Consider the following 22,792-nt stretch of genomic DNA (forward strand, 5'->3'; position numbering starts at 1 on the left):
GACTTCAGCAGGGAATTCGTACAATTTCTTGACATTCGTTCTTGAAACTTCCTCATTTACGAAATATCATGAGTAACCGCATAAATGGCAAGCTGCGTCCGGTCACGTAAATCAGTCTTTTGCAGAATAACAGAAATATGATTTTTTATCGTTCCTATAGAAAGATACAATTCAGCAGCGATTTCTTTATTCGTTTTTCCCTGTCCAACCTTCTGAATAATTGCTCTTTCCCTTTCTGTTAGCTCAATATTTGCTGCAGCGCTTGTTTTTTTAGATTGCTTTAACAATCTCGGCATTACTTTCGCGGTCACCTCATCATGCAGCACCAAGCCGCCTTTCATCACGCTGTAAACTGCTTCAATAAGCTTTTTGCCGTCAGAGGTTTTCAACAAAAAACCGCTTGCTCCTTCATTCAGTGCTTTCAGTGCATATTCATCGTCATTAAAGGTCGTCAGAATGAGAATAGGCACATCCGGCCACCGCTCTTTGATTTTTCTAGTCGCCTCAATACCGTTCATATCCGGCATCCGGATGTCCATAAAAACAATGTCAACACGATGCGCGCTCATCTTTTCCATCGCCTCGATGCCATTACTTGCTTCACAGCTTATCCGAATTTGCTCATCCTGCTCCAAGATCATACGCAGCCCTTGACGTACGATTTCCTGATCCTCCACAAGCATCACGTGGAACATACATTATCATCTCCTTCCGTCATCAATATCAGCTGGGAATCCTTCCTGATAAAACAAACTTATCAGGTAACTGAAGAATCTCTAATTTCCCATCGAATTCCTCCACACGACTTTGCATATTTGTCAGTCCAAATCCTGGTTCATATGCTTTTACTTGATGTATTTTATTACTGATTTCAAAATGGATTGCCTGATCTGCAGATTTACTTAAAGTTACAAAAACCTCACGGCTGTTGGCATGACGCATGGCATTGGTAATCCCTTCCTGAATCACCCGGTAAAGAACAACACTTTTAGCATTAGAAATCGGCACAGATAAAACCCCGTTCTTCATCGTGAAATGCACATTCAAATGACTTTCACTTTCTAACTTCCGAATCAGCTGGACGACCGTTGCGATACCTTCCGATTCCTCCACTTTTAAAGCTTTGACAGCATCCCTGGTTTCCTGCAGACTTCTGTTTGCCAATTCCTTCATCTGTTCAACTTCCAGCTCTGGATATTGAATCGACAGCATCTCTATCTGCATCATTAATGCAGTCAAATGATGTCCGACAGAATCATGCATATCTCTGGCGATACGTGCTCTTTCCTCTGTTTTTGCATTTTTCTCCGCATCCACATGCTGCCGTTTCAGCTGCCTGTAGGAATCATTCAACTCCTCGTATAAACGCTTATAATACTGGTTATGACTCCATTGCTGATGCAGAAGAATGCTTATTGTCAAAATAAAAATGCTTCCAAGAAATAATTCAAGGGAAATCGATGAAAAAAAAGAAAAGAACATACACGCTGCTATTGCTGCAGCTGACAGCGTATAATATGCCAGTGTTTCTACCTGCCTGGCAGCTAACACCAGCAAAAACCATATTAAACTGATAGAAAATAAAACATTTTCCGAGAAAAAGAAACCGGCGCATAGAATAATGATGGTATTGCCTAAGAAAAGATACAGATTCTTCGTTCGAAACGATAAGAGAAAGAAAAAAGCCAGACTCAGTGCAAATAAAAAGAAATGATAAGGGATAAATGTACTGTTAAATAAGAGTAATCCAACCCATAATATTGAAAAAAACAGAAATTGCAGCCAAAATTGTTTCATCCTGTCCCCCTCTGGATTTACGACCTTATATCCTCTAAATAGGTAGTAACTACACGCCAGACTTCTATCTTCTCTTCAAATGTTTTATTATATTTTCCGGGAACAGGGCTTGTAGAAGGAAGCTTTATCACATCGATTTCCTGCTGGAGCGCCGGAGCAATAAACTTATGGAACATTTGATATGCTTTTGTTCCATTACAAGCGATCAGCTGAATAGAAGGATATGCCTTTAAAAGTCCTGCAATATCATTCGGCTCTTCTTCTTCAATATGCATATCCAGACTTCCTTGCCGATAGCAATAGCCGACAGTATCCCATAACGCCAAGTGATGCTTTTTCATTAAATGTAATTTTTCAGAATACGTATCTGCGGCTCTTTCATTTAAAATATGATACATAATCGGCCAGAAATGATTTCTGGGATTTCCATAATATTCTTGTTCTTTTAATGACTTTTTACTTGGCATGGAACCGACAATCAGCACTCTAGGCTGATTACCGATAACCGGCGCAAATGATTGAAGCTTATCCATGATAGCCCTCCCCCTGAACCCTGTTTTTAAAAGATTGTTTAACAAACACATCTTTACAATTCTACACTTTTAATAAACTTAGCCGGATTTCCTCCGTAAACAACGTTTGCAGGAACATCCTTTGTTACGACAGAGCCTGAAGCAATCACTGCATTATCTCCAATCGTTACACCAGGATTAATGATTGCCCCGCCGCCAATCCATACATTATCACCTATGGTTACTGCCTTACCAAATTCTTTTCCGGAGTTACGCTCTACGGGATTGATTGGATGCGTTGCTGTATAAATATGTACACCTGGGGCCAGCATGCAATTGTCACCAATTCGTATCGGGCAAACATCTAACATAACACAGTTAAAGTTTGCATAAAAATTTTCCCCAACATGAATGTTATAACCATAATCACAATGAAAATCAGGTTCAATAAACAGAGATCCCTCTGTTGAGCCAAATATTTCTTTCAGACAGCTTGTCCGTCTTACCGTATCATCCTCTGTCAGCCCGTTATAATAACGCATCATCTTTCTGACATGCAGCCGGTCCTTTACTAATTCACTATCTCCCGGATTATATATTTCCCCTGCCTGCATCTTCTCTCTTTCTGTTGTCATTACATCTCCTCTTTCATTTTGTTTTTGTCCTGTTTCCGAACACGGTTTTTAACCCATTGAATCATTCTTTTTACTTTGGGGAACAGAAACTCATATAGCCGCTTAAATTCTGCACCAAATAAGACCCAAAAAAGGATATACAGATGCCCTAATAAGAGAAAGACTCCTATACCGCTTCTTCCTCTGGCCTGCTGCCATATATATGCTATTTCATTCATACCCTCTGGACGATTAATGCTATATAGAAAGCCTGCAAGCGGTAATAACAGAGATAAAATAATAGCTAGAACGGCCAACACTTCAAATCGTCTTCTCACCCATTGGATAATACCAATCATCAATGCAGCTGATATAACCAGACCGTAGATAAGGAGCGTGCCGTTTGATAAATCAGTCATCCCGATGACTCCTCCTTCCATTTTTCAAGGAAAACTTGACATTCATTAAAGGAGCGTTGAAATCATATTTTTACTTTCTTAGAATCCCTTATACGCTTCATATCATGTCCAACATACGTTATTCCTTAAATTCTCTATACATTCTTAAAATACATGAAAATATATACTTCGATTTTAGCGTAACCCGGTCTTGAATTCCAGTAATCTTTGAAACAACAATTAAAAAACTGCCACCGAAGTGACAGTTTTAATGCTTATTTAAGATACTTCTTCAGCAAGCTCTCTTGTTCCAGTAACCTGCTTTTCTTTTTTACGCCGCGGTGTCATATTGAAAATTATATTTAATACAATCGCAGTAACACTTCCTGCAACAATGCCGTTGCTGGTTAAAATTTGCAATGAGTTTGGAAGTACATCAAATAATTCCGGCACGACTGTCACACCGAGACCCATTCCAATTGAACAAGCAATAATCATGGAATTCTCCGGCGACTCGGATATTACAGCACCAAGCATTTTTATGCCTTGTGCAACAACCATTCCAAACATCGCTAACATCGCTCCGCCCAGCACAGAGGTCGGAATAATCGTTGTCACGGCAGCAATCTTAGGGACAAATCCTAATACAACCAGCATCACTCCGGTAATCACAATGACACGTCTTTTTTTCACACCTGTCATCTGCATCAAACCGACATTTTGAGAAAAGGCTGTGTACTGAAATGCGTTAAAGATTCCTCCAAGGAAAATCGCTAATCCTTCTGCACGATATCCTCTGGATAAATCTTTTTCATTTAATTTTTTATCCGTAATATCACCTAATGCAAAATAAACACCTGTTGATTCGACCAGTGACACCATCGCAACTAAAATCATTGTAATAATTGCCGACCATTCAAAGGTCGGTATCCCAAAGTAAAATGGATGAACCATATGGAAATAAGAAGCCTCTGCAACAGCTGAAAAATCAACTCTTCCCATAAATGCAGCTGCAATCGTTCCTGCACCTAAACCAATCAGGATGGAAATGGATTTTAAAAATCCTGTTGTAAACCGGTACATTAAAATAATAAATAATAATGTTCCAAATCCAAGCGCGATATGCGCAGTTGATCCGAAATCTCCTGCTCCTTCTCCGCCGCCCAGATTATTAATGGCTACAGGAATCAAGGTAATTCCGATAATTGTTACAACGGAACCGGTAACGACCGGCGGAAAAAAGCGGACCAGCTTTCCAAAAAATCCGCTCACGACGACTACAAATAACCCGGATACAATAATCGCACCGTATATCGCCGTGATGCCATACTGTCCGCCGATAGCAATCATAGGAGCAACTGCGGTAAAGGTACACCCTAAGACAACCGGAAGTCCGATACCGATAAATTTGCTGTTTAATACTTGCAGCAGTGTCGCCACGCCGCACATTAAAATATCAATTGCTACCAAGTACGTTAATTGCTCTGTACTCAGTCCGAGAGCATCCCCGACAATCAGCGGAACTAAAATTGCTCCTGCATACATTGCTAATAGGTGCTGGAAACCTAATGCTGCCATTTTCATTGCCTGAGAGCCTCCTCTTTAAAAGCCACCTGATTATTTTCTAAGGAGTCAATAATAGCCAACGATTCTACTTTAATTCCTTTATCACGAAGTGCCTGTCCACCTTCTTGAAAGCCTTTTTCAATGACGATGCCGATACCGGCAACATCCGCCTTTGCCTGCTCTGCAATATCTATTAACCCAAGTGCTGCCTGGCCATTAGCCAGGAAATCATCAATAACCAGCAGGTTGTCGCCCTCTTTAATAAAATCATGGGAAACAGAAACCTTGCTTGTCGTCTGTTTTGTAAATGAATAAACCTCAGCAGTTAAGAGATTATCTGTTAACGTCAACGATTGACGTTTCCTTGCAAATATAACCGGAACACCAAGCTCCAGCCCTGCCATCGTCGCAGGAGCAATGCCTGAAGATTCCAACGTAAGAATTTTAGTTATCTTTTTGTCACGGAATCGATTCGCGAATTCCTTCCCGATTTCCTGCATTAATACAGGATCAACTTGATGATTTAAAAAAGCATCTACTTTTAACACGCTATCTGATAATACTTTTCCTTCTGTTACAATTTTTTCTTTTAGTAAATCCATGAATGATTCCTCCTAAAGTATTAAAAAGCCCGAAAATCTACCATGGAAAAAGTAGATTTTCGAGCTTTTTGTCGAATAATCAAGCAAGCGTGCATTGTTTTCAGACATAATACAAGCTTTTTAATACTTTTCCATAGTCAGTTTATTTACGGTAAACCGGTAGAAACTTGCAGGCCGTATCCCCACGATTATATGAAAAATATTCATTTTTGGGTTGAGTTAAAAAATAAAGAATGCCTATAGTATAGCACGTACAATCACAAAAACAAGCATAAGGGAAAAATTAAAATCTTTCTAATAATTCCGATTAAAAAATGCCTTTCTTATTTATTCTCCCATTCCAAAAATTCCAGCCTGTTTCCAAACGGGTCCTTGATATAGAATCTTCGCGCATTCGGAAGTTTACTGTCTCTTTTTGTCGGAAAGCCGGCATTTTCTAAATAAGTTTGCAACGCGTCGATTCCTGATACACTAAAAGCAGGATGTGCTTTTTTCATAGGGGAAAATGGTTCCTCGATTCCAATATGAAGCGCGATGTCTCCCTTGTTAAACCAGACCCCTCCATTTGCCTTTAGCGACTCCGGTTTTTCTTCTTCTGCAAACCCTAAAATATCACGGTAGAACTTTTTCGCTGTTTCCTCCGAACCCTTTGGTGCAGAAAGCTGAATATGATCTAATTTTTCTAATTGAAATGTCATGTTTGCTCTTCCTCCTTTGGATTGAAAGCTTATATCAAGCATAGCAGGATGAGGCGAAAAGTAAAAATCGTATTTTTGAATCTATTTGTATTTGTTTTACTTATTGGATAAAAGCTGCTAATCTCCCCCCAATGAAAAAAATCTCCCTGTATCAGGAGACTTTTATTCAAATTATACACTTGTATATCCGCCGTCAACCAGCAAGCTTGCCCCTGTAATGAAAGAAGCTTCCTCACTTGCCAAGAATAGAACGGCATTCGCTACTTCCTCTGGTTTCCCAAGTCTTCCAATAGGATGAAGTCTTATTAAATCTTGCTTTGCTTCATCTGGCGCATCTTTGAGTAATGGCGTATCAATATAGCCAGGATTGACATTATTGATTCGGATTCCTTTTGCTGCATATTCTGCTGTAGCTGTCTGAGTCAGCAGCTTCACCCCGCCTTTTGCAGCAGCATAGGCGCTGACCCCGGCTTTGCCGACAAAGCCATGGATTGAATCGTTATTTACAATGGCGCCGCCCTTTTCTTGTTTTAACATTTGCTTAATCGCATATTTATTCGTTAGAAATACGCCTGTTAAATTAACGTCGATTACCTTCTGCCAATCCTTTAAAGACAATTCATGCAGGATTGTGCTGTTCCCGATTCCTGCATTTGCAAAAACGATGTCTAGACGGTCATATGCGGCAACTGTTTCCTGTATTAATTTTTGAATATCCACTTCATTAGTCACATCCGTTTGGATAAAAGTTGTCTTCAGTCCCTTATGATTGAGTTCATCTGACAGCTGTCTCCCTTTCTCGGACATATCAGAGAGTACTACCTTGGCACCCTGTTCAGCAAATTTTACCGCAGTTGCTTCTCCAATCCCGCTTGCTGCGCCTGTTACAATCGCTACCTTACCATCAAATCGACTTGTCATTTCCAATACATCCTTTCTGTACTTCAGTTCAATTCATTAAATTGTATTGTTTCCAAGTCGGAAAAAGATAACCATTTTTCCAAACTGACGCTAATGACAATGCAAATTTTCTCTTTCACCTTAATGAAAGAGAGCTTATTTAAAATTATAAAAAATCCCGGGAGCGAGGCCGCTTCCGGGATAGGATAATAAATTATGTATACAGGCCACATTTGCCGTACCATGCAATAAAAAGTTTTAAACCACCACTTCGCAAAGTGGGTGTCCGCAGAAACCTTCCTGTCTTCCATTCCTTTATGACGGCTCGACATTTCAATTTCGATGTAAAACTCCCTATTCCAACATTAGAGGTTAAAACTTTTATTGATACGAACAATGTAGCTTGTAGAATTTATCATACGCCTTTTTTCTAAAAAAAGCAATGATAAGGATAGCCTAATTTTTTCTTTTTAAACAGTTAAAAAGTAACCATCGTTTTTTGATTACCTGATATCAATTGCTGTGAAATTAAACTCTATTTTTTATAAAAACAGCTTCGTTGATCCCCGCCCTGTCTTATTTTTAGAGCCTGCTTTGGGATAGCTTCGGCGTTTACTTGCTTTTGACGCCAGCCATCTTTCTAAAAAGTGTTCCGCATCCCCATCCTGCTGAGCTTTCAACGCCTTCATCAAAATGAATGCGGAAGCCTTTGCATCTTCTAGGGCATGGTGATGGATTAATGGAATATCGTGATAATCTGCTACTGTATGCAAGCGGTGATTTTCTAAATGCGGCCATACACGCTGCGAGATTTTCACAGTGCATAAAGAAGCAAAATCAGGATGTCTTAAATCATATTTTAATAGAGATTGACGCAGCACACTCATGTCAAAACTGGCATTATGTGCTACAATGATATGCCCTTCCAGCTTTTCATACAGAGCAGGCCACAGGTCTTCGAAAGTCGGTGCGTCCTGCACATCATCCTCTCTAATGCCGTGAATCCGGATATTCATACTGCGAAAATCGCTAAGCGGGTTTATCAAGGAATAATATTCATCCAAAATCTCCTGCTCATCAAATCGGACGACTCCTATCGAACAAGCACTGTTTCTTTTTTCATTGGCTGTTTCAAAATCAATTGCTGCAAACTTCATCTGTTATCAGCTCCTAATAGCTTGTAAATCTTTGGCCGGGAGTTCGTAATAGTTCTTCCCTTTTTTGGTCTGTACGTTTATTTTCGACTGTTCCTCTAAATAAATCAATCGTGTCAAGGTCGCCATAAATTGACTGGCAAAGGCAAGACTTTTCATCGGACCATACGCTTTTGTTGTTAATTTAAAAGCAGTCATTTCTTCCTCTTCCATCAGCTCTAATAATTGCTGCAGCCGTTTTTCATGACGATGGAATATATCTGTTATCCGTTCATTTAAGTCTTCAATGATATCCCCATGCCCCGGCAATGCCCGGCGTACCTGATAGCCCTTCAATAGCTCCAGTGCTTCAAAATAAGCTTCCAGCGGATTGTGCTCCTCCCCCATCCACAACCCGATTACCGGGGAAAGATGGTTTAATACATGATCACCGATAATCATGATTTCTGTTTCCGGCTGATAGAAGCAGTAATGATCAGGTGCGTGACCAGGCGTCCATATCGTCTGGTATGACTGGTTTCCAAGTATTATTTCATCATTATCTTCAAAAAATCCATCCGGCTCAAATTTATAAATATGGGATTCATCTCTTATTTTTAAGGGAATCGGCGGAGCTCCATGTTTTTTGATTAAACGTTTTATTCGATTTTTACGTGCTTTCGCAGCTCTTCCCTTATGCATTTCTTCATAACCGCGCCTGGATACATACACAGGAATTTCATATATTTCTTGAAACCAGCGAGCTAAGCCGATATGATCCTCATGCGTATGCGTCAGCACAAGCTTTTCAATTTTATACTTACCGAGAACACGCTCCCATAAAGCTTTTGTTTCTGGTGCATGAATCCCTGTATCAATCACGGTATAACCGTTGTCGCCTTTGATAAGATAACTGTTTACCTCTCCCATAGCCCCTTTAAATCGGACAACAAGACGGTAAATGTCATCTGTTATTTGCTCCAGCATGTCGAACCTCTCTTTTCTGCATCCTTTATATTGTTATTTTATCGCGATTTCCTGCTTTTGCAAACTGAAAGATACTGACTATTGGCAATGACTTGATGTCCAGCCTTTAAAGAATAACCAATTACTGGTAGTCTAAATAAGGTGAAAGGAGCAGATAAAATTGAAAAAAGATACATTGAATATTATCTTTGCAATCATCGTTTGCACTACGATTATTACCATTGGGAGTATTTTGGCTATACAAATTAATAACAATCATAAAGCGAACGAGTTGATTATTGAAAAGTGTATGGAGAACTTGCATGAAGAAGAAAGTGTTACATTGGAAAAAGAAGGGCTCTGGTCTCCCGTGGTCTGTGAAAAATAATATTGAAATTCAAATAAAAGCAGTTCATTTTAGCATATTTAATTTAGTGTTCTTCACAAAAGAAAGGGAGCGAAAACCGCTCCCTTCTACATTCATCTCTTATTCCCGAATTTGCCCTTCACCGGAAACAATAAATTTATTCGATGTTAATGCTTTTAAGCCCATTGGCCCTCTCGCATGCAGTTTTTGTGTGCTGATGCCGATTTCTGCACCAAACCCGAATTCAAAGCCATCCGTAAAACGCGTAGAAGCATTATGGTACACTGTTGTTGCATCTACTTTTTGCTTGAAAATTTCAGCGTAAGCTGCCGTTTCTGTAATAATTGCTTCTGAGTGTTTCGTGCCATACGTATTAATATGATCAATTGCTTCATACACATCCGCTACGATTTTCACACTGATTTCTAAACCAAGATACTCCGTTCTCCAGTCTCCCTCTGCCGCCTCTTGTACAAAAGGTATCTTTTCTACAACACGGGCATCACCATGAACTGTAACGCCTTGTTCAATCAAAGAAGCAATTAACTCATTTCCGTGCTGATCAAACCAATCGGATTGAATAAGGAGGGACTCAATCGCATTACACACAGACGGGCGCTGCAGTTTCGCATTTAAGGTAATTTCTTTTGCCATCTCTGGATTTGCAGTTTCATCTACAAAAACATGACAGTTTCCTGCCCCTGTTTCGATTACTGGAACGCGCGACTCTCTGACAACCGTATCAATCAGATTTTTCCCTCCGCGCGGGATAAGCACATCTAAATATGCATTTAATCGGAATAGTTCATTGGCGGTTTCTCTGCTTGTATCTTCTATTAATTGAATCGCATCAGGAATCACGGCACTGTCTTCCAGCGCTTCATGAATGACCTTGACGATTGCCAGATTAGAATGAATCGCAGATGAGCTGCCTCGCAAGATAATGGCATTCCCTGTTTTAACAGCAAGTGTTGCTGCATCAACAGTGACATTTGGTCTTGCTTCGTAAATCATGCCGACGACGCCGATTGGGACACGTGTATTAACAATCTTTAAGCCATTATCCTTTTCAATCGTTTCAAGTATTTCACCGATTGGATCAGTTAAATCAATAATTTGCAGAATCGCATCCGCAATGTCAGCAATACGCTGGTGATTTAATTCCACACGGTCAAGCAGTGACGCAGATAAGCCTTTCTCTTTTCCAGCCTGGATATCCAAACGATTGGCTGCAAGAATCGCTTCTTCATTTTCTCTTAATCCATTGGCAATTTTTAATAACGCTTCATTTTTTTCCTTTGTCGTGCATGTTCCAATTTGATAACTGGCTTTTTTAGCAAGCTTTCCTTTTTCGATTACTTCACTCATGATAATTCCCCTTTCATTGTCTCAAATGATACCCACTTGTCACGGTGGATCACCTCAATTGTCGGTACAGCGTGAATATAATCTGATTCACGCAATTTCATAACGGCATCTAATTCTTCGGAGGAACATTTCACCTGTCCTCTCCCTAATAAAGCGGACTTTCCATAAACCTCGACAACGTCCCCTTTTACAAAATAGCCCTCCACCGCCGTAATACCTGGGGAAAGCAAACTGCTGCCATGATACATTAAGGCTTTTTCTGCCCCTTCATCTATAACTACCCGGCCATCTAAATCCGAATGCAGGGAAATCCATTGTTTATTCGCCGGTAAATGCGCTTTTCTTTCACTGTCGATATAGGTGCCGTCGCCCTTCCCGTCTAAAATAGCTGCCAGCTTCTCTTTTCCGTAACCCCGTCCAATAAATACCGGAATGCCCACGGAAGATGCCATTTTCGCAGCCATCAGCTTCGACTTCATCCCGCCTGTCCCTACTTTGGAGCCAGTCGCGTCTGTTTGTGCAATCAGCTCTGTGCTGAGCTTCATTAAATGGTCATAGCGTGTTGCGTCCGGATGTCTAGTGGGATTTTTATCATATATGCCATTGATATCAGTTAAAAGAATTAAATGATCCGCATGAATTAAACCGCCTACTAATGCAGAAAGCATATCGTTATCTCCAAACGTAAGCTCGTCAATGGCAATCGTATCATTTTCATTGATAATCGGGATGACCCGCCGCTCCAGCAATTCTTCCATTGTCGCATAAGCATTTCGATATCTCCCCTGATCAGAAAAATCACTTCTGGTCAAAAGGATTTGAGCAGCAGTAATATTGTATTCTTTTAGCTTTTCCATATAGGTCTGAATCAGCAGACCCTGACCGACTGCCGCTGCAGCCTGCTTTCCTTTTTGCGTAACAGGTCTTGAAGAATAGCCCAGCTGCTTAAACCCTGCAGCAATTGCTCCCGAGGAAACCAAAATCACTTCCATATTATTCTGATGAAGCAGCGCGAGGGCATGCACATGATCCTCCAGCTGCTGTTGGTCAATTTCCCCATGCGTATTAGTTAACGAGCTGCTTCCTATTTTAACGACAATACGTTTTGCTGCCATTGTCATCCCACCTCTCACTTTCTAAAAACATTTCAACCAGGCAATAAAAAAACTCCTCCATCCCTTATAAACAGAAGGGACGAAAGAGTTTACTTCCGCGGTACCACCACAACTTAAATACGATTCTTTAACTGCGCCCGCCTGGACAACCGTATTTCACTTATTCCGAGATAACGTTCGGAAGACGCTTATGTTTTGCATAAGACTGATAAAGGCAGGTTCAGTAAATCAACAATGAGGAATCTCACAGCATTGGACAAATGCAATTAAAATTTGCTTCTATCCTCTGATTCCATCTCTGTCATTGTGACGGCTTACTTACTAGTCCTTCCATAACGTTCGATGTATTGATATTAATTATTATCAGATTTTTTCTCGTTGTCAATAGAGAAATGCATTTTATTTCAGGGAATGCGATAACATTGATTCTAAAATATCAGAAAAGTATACTGAAGACAAGCTATTCATTCGATATTAAAAGAAAAAGGAGGAGCTATTCCATGTACTTAATCACCTTTGCCTATCATGCACATCCAAAATATAAATTCATTTTACTCAGTAACCGGGATGAATTTTTTCATAGACCAACGCTCCCGGCAGCTTTTTGGGATGACATGCCGGATATTCTGGCCGGCAGAGATTTGCTCCAGCTGGGAACCTGGCTGGCCGTTTCCAAGCAGGGGAAATTTGCTGCGGTGACCAATTATCGGGACCCTTCTCTTCCAGCATCTAAGACATTTTCCCGCGGAGAACTCCCGGTAGATTTTTTGTTACAGAATTTTGACGGGGAATTGTTTTTAGAGCACCTTTCAAAAAATCGTCATAACTACGCCGGATATAACATTCTTTTCGGTGACAAGGACACTTTGTATCACTATAATAATGTGTATAATCAGGGTTCTAAGATAAGAGCAGGGGTTCATGGATTAAGCAACGATACGCTAAATACCCCCTGGCCAAAAGTCGAACATTCTAAAAAGGAACTGACGGATTATATTAGTCACACCCGGAAATGAAAACAGAAGATTTATTACACAGCTTACAAAACAGGACACAAGCTGACAGCGAACTTCTGCCCCAGACAGGGATTCGTGCAGATTTAGAAAAAGCATTGTCTTCCATCTTTATCGAAACACCTGATTATGGCACCCGAGCATCCACTATTGTACTCATCGATCACCATAACAAGCTGACCTTTATTGAAAAAACGTATGATCAGGAGGAATTTCTTCAGCAATATGAATTTTTGACAGAATCTGATTAAAACTGCATACACAGGGAATGTTAAAAAAATAGAGTAAAAAAACACATAATAGAGGAGGTTGACCCATGACCTTATTTGAGGATCCGGCGTATGCCAGCCGAATGCTGACGCTGTTGACATTATCATTTCATATTATTTATGCCACAATCGGTGTCGGTGTTCCTTTAATGATTATGATTGCCCAGTGGATCGGGATTAAAAATAACGATAATCATTACCTGTTGATGGCCAGACGCTGGGCGAAAGGATTTGTTGTTACCGTTGCTGTCGGAGTAGTAACAGGTACGATTATCGGACTTCAATTATCTCTGCTGTGGCCGAGCTTTATGGAATTAGCAGGAAATATTATCGCGATGCCATTATTTATGGAAGTGTTCGCCTTTTTCTTTGAAGCGATTTTCTTAGGAATTTATTTATATACATGGGATCGTTTTGACAATCCGAAAAAACACTTGCTTTTATTGATTCCGGTAGCTGTAGGCGGCGGTATGTCAGCTTATTTTATCACCGTGGTGAATTCATTTATGAACAGCCCGGCAGGCTTTGACATCATAGGCGGAGATTTGGTTAATGCGAATCCGGTTCTGGCCATGTTTACTGTATCCATGCCGACTAAGGTTGCTCATGTGCTGTCTACAGCCTATATGACGATTGCCTTTATGTTCGCTGCGATTGCGGCATTCCGGCTACTTCAAAAGAAAAATCAGGAGTATCATAAAAAGTCCCTGCATATGGCTATGAAGATTGGTTTAATCTTTGCAATCGCAACAGCTTTGATCGGTGATTTATCCGGTAAATACTTAGCAGAATATCAGCCCGAAAAGCTGGCTGCGGCAGAATGGCATTTTGAGACAAGCACGGAAGCGCCATTAGTGATGTGGGGCGTGTTAGATGAAAATAATGAAGCCAATTATGCCCTGCATATTCCTTATGCCTTGAGTATTCTTGCACATGGCTTCCCGAGTTCAGAAGTAACCGGTCTGGAGGAATTTCCGGCGGAAGAACAGCCTCCGCTCGTCATCCATTATTTCTTTGATACGATGGTCACCATCGGGATGTTTATGATTGCCTTATCTCTGCTTTACTGGTTTGGAATGCGTAGAAAATGGGCGTTCGTTGAAAAAACATGGTACCGCTGGCTGATCGTCGCAGGCGGACCGCTCTCCTTCTTAGCCATTGAAGCCGGCTGGTGGATGGCGGAAGTCGGGCGCCAGCCATGGATTTTAAGAGGGCTGATGACCATTGAGGAAGCTGCTACAACAAGTGATTATGTCGGCTGGATGTTTGTGTTATTTGCCATCCTTTACCTTATTCTGGGTGTCGGAACGGTTGTTGTATTAACGTATATGTTCCGGAAAAACCCGGTTGAAAAAGATTTAGAACGTATGCAAGGTGGTGACGAATCATGATATTAGAAATTATCGGTATTTCCGTACTCTGGTTATTCTTATTTGGTTATATCATTGTTGGATCCATTGATTACGGAGCTGGCTTTTTCAATGCCTACAGCATCGTTACCGGAAAGCAGCATATTCTTTCGAAAATCATTCAGCGTTACCTGTCCCCTGTCTGGGAGGTTACCAATGTATTCTTTGTCTTCTTCTTTGTCGGAATCGTCGGCTTCTTCCCGCAGTCTGCTTACTATTTCGGAACCATTTTACTGATTCCGGGCAGCTTGGCACTGATTTTACTGGCGATACGGGGTTCTTATTATGCATTTGAATCCTACGGAAAACAGGGGCATAAAGGATATGCCATTATGTACGGGCTGTCCGGGTTGCTTATTCCGGCTTCCCTGTCGATTGTTCTGACCATTTCGGAGGGCGGCTTTGTCTTTATGGAGGATGGAAATCCGGTCTTAGATTACAGCGCCCTGTTTTTCAGCCCGTTAACCTGGTCCATTGTTGTTTTAAGTATTGTGGCTGTGCTATATATCTCAGCAGTGTTCTTAACCTGGTATGCAAATGAAACAGGCGATATGGATGCAACAAACTTAATGAGAAAGTACGCATTAGGCTGGTCCATTCCTTTGATTATTGCCGCTTCAGGAATAATTGTCGAGCTTTACTTCCATAACGAAGCTCATTTTGCAAATCTCTTAAGTCTCTGGTGGATGTTTGCTGTTTCCTTTGTGTTATGGATATTGACCGTCATCCTGATTTGGAAGCGCCGAAATTATGGAATAGCATTTTGGCTCCTTACCGGACAATTTGCCTTTGCTTTCTTCGGTTACGGGATAGCCCATTATCCATACCTTTTATACCCTCATATCAGCATTCATGAAGGGTTTACCAATCCGGCAATGGCCATCTCGCTTATCGTTGTCTTTATCTTAGGTATGGCGCTTTTAGTTCCGTCTCTGTATTTATTGTTAAAGCTATTCCTGTTTGATAAAAACTATATTAAAGGAAAGAAGTGATAACATGTTGAACCAATTTCTGATTTTCATCGCTCCTTTCATCGTCCTGATTGCAGCAATTGCTTTAGCATTTGTCGCTGCAGCTAAGGATAGATAATGCACAAATGCCCTCAGCTAACCGATTTTTTAATCGGATTAGCTGAGGGCATTTTTTTGTTCCCCATATAAGCGAAAAATACAAAATATCCGTTTTAGATACGACTGTTTATTGCCGTTACACCAGTTGACTATTTTCCAGCTCCTTCATCGCTTTAAAGTAGCCGTCTTTCTTCCGCATCAGCTCCATATAAGTGCCTTGTTCAACGACTTCTCCGTGGTTCATGACAATAATCTGATCCATCTTTTCCAAGCCTGTTAAACGATGCCTGATGGTTACCACCGTCTGATATTTTGTTGCCTTTTCTATTTCCTCCATTATTTCCTGCTCTGTAATCGCATCTAAAGATGAGGTTGGCTCATCCAGCAGCCAGACAGAAGCATCCCGTAAAAACAGACGGGCAAGTGCCAGACGCTGTTTTTCTCCGCCAGACAGGTTCGTTCCCTTTTCCAATACTTGGTCCTCTAATGAAAAATGGCTTAATTGAACCTTTTCTAATGCTTCCTGGCAGGCTTCTTCCCCCGCCTCTTTATTCGCAAATCGCAGGTTTTCATAAATACTTCCGTAGAAAAAATGATTATGCTGCAGGGATACATTCAATTGTCTCCAAAGACTGTCTGGAGCAATTTTATCAAGCTCTTCCCCATTTACTAAAAGTTGACCGGATTGGATGGGAGCAAAAGTGAGCATCGCCTGCATCAGCGTCGATTTCCCTGAGCCGCTTGGCCCGACAATGGCGATATTTGTTCCCGGCTTGATTTGAAAAGCAGCGAGACGCACAGCCGGCTTCTTTTCAGTGGGATATTGAATGGAAACATCCTTAAAATCAAATTGAATCGGTACATCCGTTTCAATTTCATGAACAGCCTCTTCGGTTTGCGTCTCCTTTTCCCAAACCTCGGTGAGACGTTTAGAGGAAGCTTTGCTTTCTTCTAAATGCGCAGGAAGCACTGCCATCGATGGCGTATCCTCAAACACCGTAATGGCAATCATAAACAGCATCGCTAACAGTGTTCCGGCAAGGTTTCCCTCTGATACATAAAACCCTGCCTGCACGAGAATAATTACTGCAATGAAAAAAGAAAAGAAGATAACAACGGCTTCCCGGATAGCAAGCTGGCGATTTTCTTTCGCCTTTATTTCTTCGTATTGCTTCATATTATTATCGAGCTGCTGTTTTTTTCTTTCCGCCTGTTGAAAGATTGTCAATTCCCGGAACCCGTACAGATAGTCTGTAAATTCCGAGGACAATGCACCTCTTTTTTCCCGCATCGTTACAGCTGTCTTTTTCTGAAACAGATAAAAGATGGATGGGAAAACAACCAGTACGATAATCACACCGCCAATCATTGTCATAGCCACCCCTATGGATAAATACATCGTAAAGAAAATCGTAGCTGTAAAAACAGCTGCCAATACCACCGGCGGATAAAACACACGTAAAAAGAAATGCTGTAAGCTCTCTACATCACCGACGATCCGTGCCAGAATATCCCCGCTTCTGTATTTTTGCAAAAGTCTGCTTGCCAGCGGCTCTATCTGATCATAAACCTTCAGGCGGATATTTTTCAGAATCGTAAAGGTACCGCGATGAGAAAAATAGCGTTCCCCGTATCTGCTGACAGCTGAGGTAATCCCCAGCAGCTTCACACTCGCTACCAGAATCATCAAGGTATAGATCGGCGGTGCAAAAGCGGCTTGTGAAATCAAATAACCGCTTGCTGCAAATAAGGAGACAGCGGTAATCCCCGCTAAAAATCCAAAGAAGATAGAAATCAGAATATCCCTTTTTTCTTTCAACATCATTTTTAAGACTAGACTGATATCCTTCATGCTTCCCGCCCTCCTTGCTGTGTATGGATCATTTTTCGATACATTTCATTGTTTTTGTAAAGTTGTTCATGTGTCCCCTCTCCTGCTATTTCTCCCTGATCCAGCAGAAAGATTTTATCGGCGTTACGGATTGTATGCAGGCGGTGCGCAACGGTAATCATCGTTGTTTGGTTTCTTAAGGTATCTAACGATTTTTGCAAAATATGCTCCGTCTGGATATCGAGACCGGTTGTCGGCTCATCAAAGAATAGAATTTGCGGTTTTTTCAGAAGGGTGCGGGCAATCGCAATCCGCTGCTTCTCTCCTCCCGATAAGCCTCTGCCTCCCTCTCCGATGATTGTATCTAATCCGTCTGGTAAAGCAGTAATCCACTTCCAGATTCCTGCATGCTCCGCAACCTCCTGTATGACTTTATCATGCTGTTCTTCCTGAGAGCCGAGTAATATATTATCCCGTACGGTTCCAGAAAACACATAGGGCTGCTGCGATAAATAACCAATCCGGCCGAACCAATCTGCTTTTTCTACCTTTTCTTGCGCAATACCGTCAATTAGAAAGTTTCCTTCTTTCGCCGGCAGAAAACCAGCTAATACATGCAGCAAGGTTGACTTACCTGCACCGGTTTTACCAATAATGGCAACCTGCTCATACGGTAAAATCCGCATCGAAGCCGGCGCTAATTGAAAGTTTCCCTCTTCATAATGAAAGGAAGCCTGTTCCAGCCTTAATTCGGGTGCTTTATCGGTTTTTAATGAAGCAGTTCCCCAAGAAACTGGAGTCGTCTCTTCATCAAGCACATCCTCCACCCGTGAGGCTGCGCCCATACTTGCGCGTCCGGAATGAAAAGCGGAGCCCAGCTGTTTCAATTGACTGAACAGCTCCGGCGCAAGAAGTAAAACAAAAAAGCCCGTAAAAAAGCTGAGATTTTGAAAAATAATCATCCGGATTGCAATCTCTAAAGCAATCAGACCGATACTCAGCATAGCGATAAATTCCAGCGCTAAGGAGTTTGTAAAGGCAACCTTCAGCACACCCATCGTTGCATCCCGGAAGCTTGTACTATCCTGATCAATTTTATTTCTCTGCTCTTGAGACCGGCCAAATAATTTCACCGTCGGCAGACCCTGTAATGTATCCAGGAACGTTCCTGAAAAAGCTGCTAATTCAGACAGCTGTTCCTTTGATTTATCCTTTGTTTTTATACCAATAATCATCATAAAGACAGGAATAAAGGGAGCGGAAACAAGAATAATCAGTCCGCTTGTCCAATTTTGAATAAAAATAACTAACCAGACAATCAGAACAATGCCGACAGATTGAATAACCTGAGGGAGATACTGACTGAAATAGCCGTCTATTTCATCGATCGTATCCATAAATAAGCTTGTCTTCCGGCCAGACTGTCCTTTATCTGCATCGATCATAGGCTGGCTGGTAAAATGACGGAGCAATTTTTCCCGTATCGAAACCTTCGCAGTCTGAGCCATTTTTATGCCGGAGCCTTTTATCATATATTGAAAAACCGTTCGTACCAAAAGCATGCCAATCAATATAAAAACAGCAGGAAGAATAGATGAAAATGCCGCATTATCCAAAAACAGCTGCTGGATAATCGTTACCACGAGATAGCTCTGCCCTACGATGGCCAGTGCCATAAAAAGGGACGCCACCCCCATCCAAATCATCCTGCTCCGAAAATCTTTTGTAAATTCCTTTAACAACGGATCACCACCCTTAAACACAACATAATCAATTACAATATATCCTCTACTCCATTATACAACAGCATGCTTTTCGCCGCTCACCACACAGTGCGCTGCACCATTTAGAAATGAATATTTTATGAACATCCGCTATTTGTAGAGTTTTTTTAGGAAACACATATATTAACCTATATATAACTATTCCATGAATATAAGACAATAATAAAAAGATTTACAGGAGTGTCCTATCATGTCTAATTTTTTCCTTAACACCCCAACAAATTTTAATGTGAGCGAGAAAAGCCTTGGTGATAAATTACTTTATTATGGCGGAGTGGTTACTACATTAGGAAGTATTATGTCCCTCGTCGGATCAACGATTCTATACAATGAAGATGTAGAAGAGGAAGAAGCAGCTTTTGAAGAAAATTCACCTGTTACGAGCCGCCAGCTGTTAGAAATGCAGCAGCAGCTTGACCTTTTACAGAAAAAAATAGATCGATTAGAGAATCAAGGGCAGTAGATAATTCATTTCCTGTCCCTGATTCACCTTTTTAAAAGTTTATTCTTCTTAACTTAACAGATTCCGTTCTTTTTTCTCCCCCGTCCAGCAAAACGAAAGAAGCGGACAGTTTTCACATAACGGCGTCTTCTTACAATATTGTTTTCCATGCTCCACAATTAATGCGTGAAATTCCTGATGCATTTTTAAGTCATGCGGAAAGAAATTTTCCACTTCAATTTTAAGCGCATGATAGGTTTTGGGAAGCTGATAGCCGATTCGATGAAACAACCGCATCGCATAGTTATCCGCAATAAAACCGGCTTTATCAAAAGCATACAGCATCATCGCATCCGCAGTTTCCTCTCCGATTCCATGGATTGCCAGCAGTTCTTTACGGAGAACAGCTTGATCAACGCTTTGAATCCTCTCTACCTGAAAGTCATATTTTTGAAACCAATGCAGCCAGGCCTTAATTTTCTTCGCTTTCATTCGATAGAAGCCGCTTGGGCGTATTTTTTCGGCAAGCACTGCTTCTTCCATTTGTATTAAACGCTCAGCAGCTGCATCTTTCCCCAGGTTCGCCAGAGCCAACTCGACATTTTTCCAATTTGTCCGCTGAACCAAAATAGCGCTGATCAGCATTTGAAAATCAGAAGCTGCTGGCCACCACCCTTGAGGGCCATAGTAATGAAATAATTTTTGATATAATTCCGTATAGCTTATCTTTTCTGTCATCTGAATCTCCTTTTTTTCCATTAAACGAAAGTTCACTTAGCAGGAGTTTTACGAACGATTCTCCATGATAAAGCTGATTTCTTTTCTAATCACTCTAAACAAGATACACTAGCAATACATTTACGAAAGAAATGGAGAGCAACAATGAAATCTGTTCATGCTGATATTATACAATTCCGTGGAGGCCATTATCAATTCGGACTTTTTCAGGCGGAAAAACTAAAGAATTCACCCATAATCAACCATCGGAAAGCACTGCTCAGCAAACGCTGGAGAAACTTCCTTGTTGATGAAGAAGAAGTAAAAGCAGTATTCAAAGCATTTTCTCCGGCTATTTGGGAAGAAATAAAAGGATTAAGTGATGGATTAGGCATCCCCTGGAATGATGCCATTCGCGAATTCGGCGGTTACTATTATGAATACGGCCGCAGCGGCTGTTCCATTAATACCAAGCAGGATTACCTGGTACGAAATTATGATAATGCCCCCCATTCCTATGAAGGCCGTTATGTTTTATTCGCCCCCTCTGATTCCGGATATGCCAGTGCCGGTCCTTCCATGCAAATCACCGGGCGTACGGACGGAATCAATGAAAAAGGGCTGACGATGGGCTATAATTTCGTCAACCGTAAAAAATCCGGCGATGGCTTTGTCTGCAATATGATCGGCAGACTGCTTTTAGAAAACTGTGCCACTGTGGAAGAAGCCGTTCAATTACTGCGTGAGATCCCGCACCGGAATACCTTCAACTATGTATTATTAGATACAACTGGAAAATCACTCGTTGTGGAGGTTTCCCCCCGCTCTTTCTTTGTCCGGGAAGATAGCAGCTGTACAAACCATTTCAATGCATTAACAGAAGAGAACCGGTACCGTTCAGATGAATCAATGGAACGGCTGGAGAGAATCCTAACAAAGCAGAGGGATATTCATACACCTTATGAAGCGTTTCGTATGTTAAATGATATCGAACAAGGAATCTTTTCTGAAAAATACGGTGCATGGGCAGGGACACTGCATACAGCACTGTACTTGCCAAAAGAACAAGCTGCTTGGTTTGCGTTGGGAGGCAATCGTCAGCCATTTATTTTCTCTTTTCAAAAATGGCTGCAGGGAGAAAAATTACATGCAACGAAGATAAAGGGACAGATTAATGCAACCGATTCGTTTATTAACGTATAGCGGCATCTTGCCTGTCGCATTTCGATGGCTTTACAATTGAGTTAGAAAGGATTATCCTAGCAACAAAGGAAAAGTAATTTTTAGAGAGTCAGCATCATTTAATTTATGAGTATAACTGACTTTAAGGAGGAAAACCAATGACTATGAAAAAAGCATTAACCCTTGCTGGTTCTGACTCTAGCGGCGGAGCCGGGATTGCTGCAGATTTAAAAACCTTTCAGGAGCATAATGTATATGGCATGACCGCTCTGACTTCCATTGTGACAATGAATCCAGAAGGCTGGGGACATGACGTTACACCGATTGATGCGGAAGTCGTTGAAAAACAATTGAACACGATCCTTTCTGTCGGCGTAGATGCAATGAAATCCGGAATGCTGGGATCTGTAGATATTATTAATTTAGGCGCAAAAAAAATTGATGAATACAATATTGAGAAGTATGTTCTTGACCCTGTCATGGTATGTAAAGGGGAAGATGAAGTGCTTCAGCCGGAAAACACAGACGCGATGCGTGAAGAATTATTGCCTCGTTCTCTGGTTGTAACGCCTAATTTGTTTGAAGCAGCGCAATTAGCTCAAATGGCTCCAATTAAGACCATAGAGCAAATGAAGGAAGCTGCTAAAAAAATTCACGCCTTAGGTGCAAAAAATGTTGTCGTTAAAGGCGGAAAACAGCTTGACCACGATAAAGCTGTTGACCTGTTCTATGACGGAACAGACTTTGACTTATTAGAAAGCGAAAAAATAGAAACAAGCTATAACCATGGAGCAGGATGTACTTTCGCTGCGGCAATCACTGCAAACTTAGCTCACGGTGAAAACGTGCACGATGCCGTAAAAGCAGCAAAAACCTTCGTTGCAGCTGCTATTGCTAACGGCTGGAAGCTAAACGAGTATGTTGGTCCTGTGATGCACGGAGCTTACAACAAAACAGACAGCAAAAAAGTAGAAGTATTCAGCGTATAATGAAAAAGACCTTAGAACACCGGATGTTCTAAGGTCTTTTTCATTATATT

25 protein-coding genes, 1 other RNA gene and 1 riboswitch are annotated in these 22,792 nt (G+C 41.2%); of the genes, 9 read left to right on the plus strand and 17 right to left on the minus strand.

What is annotated here, in order from left to right; genetic code table 11:
* Positions 1-56: 56 nt before the first annotated feature.
* The 12 genes from ACW0TQ_RS17240 to ACW0TQ_RS17295 form a co-directional block, all read right to left on the minus strand.
* Complete coding sequence (locus tag ACW0TQ_RS17240) at positions 57-695, minus strand: response regulator transcription factor (protein WP_193062030.1); 639 nt, start codon at positions 693-695, stop codon at positions 57-59.
* Positions 696-723: 28 nt separating this feature from the next.
* Positions 724-1,797, minus strand: coding sequence for a sensor histidine kinase (locus ACW0TQ_RS17245; protein ID WP_455725868.1), 1,074 nt, complete (start codon positions 1,795-1,797; stop codon positions 724-726).
* A gap of 17 nt (positions 1,798-1,814) precedes the next feature.
* Positions 1,815-2,330 (minus strand): DNA-deoxyinosine glycosylase, encoded by a 516-nt coding sequence (locus ACW0TQ_RS17250; RefSeq protein WP_193062028.1) that lies wholly within the window; start codon positions 2,328-2,330, stop codon positions 1,815-1,817.
* A gap of 53 nt (positions 2,331-2,383) precedes the next feature.
* Positions 2,384-2,944, minus strand: coding sequence for a maltose acetyltransferase domain-containing protein (locus tag ACW0TQ_RS17255; RefSeq protein ID WP_042533727.1), 561 nt, complete (start codon positions 2,942-2,944; stop codon positions 2,384-2,386).
* Positions 2,944-3,342 (minus strand): hypothetical protein, encoded by a 399-nt coding sequence (locus tag ACW0TQ_RS17260; protein WP_042533726.1) that lies wholly within the window; start codon positions 3,340-3,342, stop codon positions 2,944-2,946. Before ACW0TQ_RS17260 ends, ACW0TQ_RS17255 begins: the two co-directional genes overlap by 1 nt.
* Before the next feature lie 258 nt (positions 3,343-3,600).
* On the minus strand, positions 3,601-4,905 hold the full coding sequence (locus ACW0TQ_RS17265) for a nucleobase:cation symporter-2 family protein (protein ID WP_455725869.1): 1,305 nt from the start codon (positions 4,903-4,905) through the stop codon (positions 3,601-3,603).
* Positions 4,902-5,489 carry a xanthine phosphoribosyltransferase gene (locus tag ACW0TQ_RS17270; protein ID WP_042533723.1) on the minus strand — a complete coding sequence of 196 codons (588 nt, stop codon included), beginning with the start codon at positions 5,487-5,489 and terminating at the stop codon, positions 4,902-4,904. Before ACW0TQ_RS17270 ends, ACW0TQ_RS17265 begins: the two co-directional genes overlap by 4 nt.
* 114 nt (positions 5,490-5,603) lie before the next feature.
* A riboswitch (purine riboswitch) is annotated at positions 5,604-5,705 on the minus strand.
* Positions 5,706-5,812: 107 nt separating this feature from the next.
* Positions 5,813-6,187, minus strand: a complete 375-nt coding sequence (locus tag ACW0TQ_RS17275) for a VOC family protein (protein WP_042533722.1) — start codon at positions 6,185-6,187, stop codon at positions 5,813-5,815.
* Positions 6,188-6,358: 171 nt separating this feature from the next.
* Positions 6,359-7,108: an SDR family NAD(P)-dependent oxidoreductase gene (locus ACW0TQ_RS17280; RefSeq protein WP_455725870.1), complete on the minus strand. Its 750-nt coding sequence runs from the start codon at positions 7,106-7,108 to the stop codon at positions 6,359-6,361.
* Between the two features lie 199 nt (positions 7,109-7,307).
* Positions 7,308-7,495, minus strand: a non-coding RNA gene (gene ssrS, locus ACW0TQ_RS17285) — 6S RNA.
* A gap of 134 nt (positions 7,496-7,629) precedes the next feature.
* Complete coding sequence (locus ACW0TQ_RS17290; RefSeq protein WP_455725871.1) at positions 7,630-8,244, minus strand: 3'-5' exonuclease; 615 nt, start codon at positions 8,242-8,244, stop codon at positions 7,630-7,632.
* Between the two features lie 6 nt (positions 8,245-8,250).
* Positions 8,251-9,207 carry an MBL fold metallo-hydrolase gene (locus ACW0TQ_RS17295; RefSeq protein ID WP_212929127.1) on the minus strand — a complete coding sequence of 319 codons (957 nt, stop codon included), beginning with the start codon at positions 9,205-9,207 and terminating at the stop codon, positions 8,251-8,253.
* 160 nt (positions 9,208-9,367) lie between these two features.
* On the opposite strand from ACW0TQ_RS17295, the gene ACW0TQ_RS17300 reads away from it, so the two are divergent.
* Positions 9,368-9,574 (plus strand): hypothetical protein, encoded by a 207-nt coding sequence (locus ACW0TQ_RS17300; protein ID WP_212929126.1) that lies wholly within the window; start codon positions 9,368-9,370, stop codon positions 9,572-9,574.
* Between the two features lie 99 nt (positions 9,575-9,673).
* Here the strand turns inward: ACW0TQ_RS17300 and ACW0TQ_RS17305 are convergent, their stop codons facing one another.
* Together ACW0TQ_RS17305 and proB are read right to left on the minus strand one after the other, a co-directional pair.
* Positions 9,674-10,921: a glutamate-5-semialdehyde dehydrogenase gene (locus ACW0TQ_RS17305; RefSeq protein WP_455725872.1), complete on the minus strand. Its 1,248-nt coding sequence runs from the start codon at positions 10,919-10,921 to the stop codon at positions 9,674-9,676.
* Positions 10,918-12,036, minus strand: coding sequence for a glutamate 5-kinase (gene proB, locus ACW0TQ_RS17310; protein ID WP_042533711.1), 1,119 nt, complete (start codon positions 12,034-12,036; stop codon positions 10,918-10,920). The genes ACW0TQ_RS17305 and proB overlap by 4 nt, the downstream gene beginning before the upstream one ends.
* 500 nt (positions 12,037-12,536) lie before the next feature.
* On the opposite strand from proB, the gene ACW0TQ_RS17315 reads away from it, so the two are divergent.
* The 5 genes from ACW0TQ_RS17315 (at position 12,537) to cydS (ending at position 15,816) form a co-directional block, all read left to right on the plus strand.
* Positions 12,537-13,052, plus strand: a complete 516-nt coding sequence (locus ACW0TQ_RS17315; RefSeq protein WP_455725873.1) for an NRDE family protein — start codon at positions 12,537-12,539, stop codon at positions 13,050-13,052.
* A complete protein-coding gene (locus tag ACW0TQ_RS17320) occupies positions 13,049-13,300 on the plus strand; it encodes an NRDE family protein (RefSeq protein WP_455725874.1) in 252 nt (83 codons plus the stop codon). The genes ACW0TQ_RS17315 and ACW0TQ_RS17320 overlap by 4 nt, the downstream gene beginning before the upstream one ends.
* Positions 13,301-13,365: 65 nt before the next feature.
* On the plus strand, positions 13,366-14,709 hold the full coding sequence (locus tag ACW0TQ_RS17325) for a cytochrome ubiquinol oxidase subunit I (RefSeq protein WP_042533707.1): 1,344 nt from the start codon (positions 13,366-13,368) through the stop codon (positions 14,707-14,709).
* Positions 14,706-15,719, plus strand: coding sequence for a cytochrome d ubiquinol oxidase subunit II (locus ACW0TQ_RS17330; protein WP_193062024.1), 1,014 nt, complete (start codon positions 14,706-14,708; stop codon positions 15,717-15,719). Before ACW0TQ_RS17325 ends, ACW0TQ_RS17330 begins: the two co-directional genes overlap by 4 nt.
* Before the next feature lie 4 nt (positions 15,720-15,723).
* Positions 15,724-15,816 (plus strand): cytochrome bd oxidase small subunit CydS family protein, encoded by a 93-nt coding sequence (gene cydS / locus ACW0TQ_RS17335; RefSeq protein WP_374705745.1) that lies wholly within the window; start codon positions 15,724-15,726, stop codon positions 15,814-15,816.
* Positions 15,817-15,933: 117 nt separating this feature from the next.
* Here the strand turns inward: cydS and cydC are convergent, their stop codons facing one another.
* Together cydC and cydD are read right to left on the minus strand one after the other, a co-directional pair.
* A complete protein-coding gene (gene cydC / locus ACW0TQ_RS17340) occupies positions 15,934-17,649 on the minus strand; it encodes a thiol reductant ABC exporter subunit CydC (RefSeq protein WP_212929122.1) in 1,716 nt (571 codons plus the stop codon).
* Complete coding sequence (gene cydD / locus ACW0TQ_RS17345) at positions 17,646-19,370, minus strand: thiol reductant ABC exporter subunit CydD (protein WP_052485054.1); 1,725 nt, start codon at positions 19,368-19,370, stop codon at positions 17,646-17,648. The genes cydC and cydD overlap by 4 nt, the downstream gene beginning before the upstream one ends.
* 232 nt (positions 19,371-19,602) lie before the next feature.
* Between cydD and ACW0TQ_RS17350 the strand changes: the two genes are divergently transcribed.
* Positions 19,603-19,875, plus strand: coding sequence for a hypothetical protein (locus ACW0TQ_RS17350; RefSeq protein WP_042533701.1), 273 nt, complete (start codon positions 19,603-19,605; stop codon positions 19,873-19,875).
* 48 nt (positions 19,876-19,923) lie between these two features.
* On the opposite strand, the gene ACW0TQ_RS17355 is transcribed toward ACW0TQ_RS17350, so the two are convergent.
* A complete protein-coding gene (locus tag ACW0TQ_RS17355) occupies positions 19,924-20,592 on the minus strand; it encodes an endonuclease III domain-containing protein (protein ID WP_042533699.1) in 669 nt (222 codons plus the stop codon).
* A gap of 144 nt (positions 20,593-20,736) precedes the next feature.
* On the opposite strand from ACW0TQ_RS17355, the gene ACW0TQ_RS17360 reads away from it, so the two are divergent.
* Together ACW0TQ_RS17360 and pdxK are read left to right on the plus strand one after the other, a co-directional pair.
* A complete protein-coding gene (locus ACW0TQ_RS17360) occupies positions 20,737-21,774 on the plus strand; it encodes a C45 family autoproteolytic acyltransferase/hydrolase (RefSeq protein ID WP_042533697.1) in 1,038 nt (345 codons plus the stop codon).
* A gap of 137 nt (positions 21,775-21,911) precedes the next feature.
* Positions 21,912-22,742 (plus strand): pyridoxine/pyridoxal/pyridoxamine kinase, encoded by an 831-nt coding sequence (gene pdxK / locus ACW0TQ_RS17365; RefSeq protein WP_193062019.1) that lies wholly within the window; start codon positions 21,912-21,914, stop codon positions 22,740-22,742.
* Positions 22,743-22,792: the final 50 nt, after the last annotated feature.

This window comes from Oceanobacillus sp. M60, from assembly GCF_053839645.1.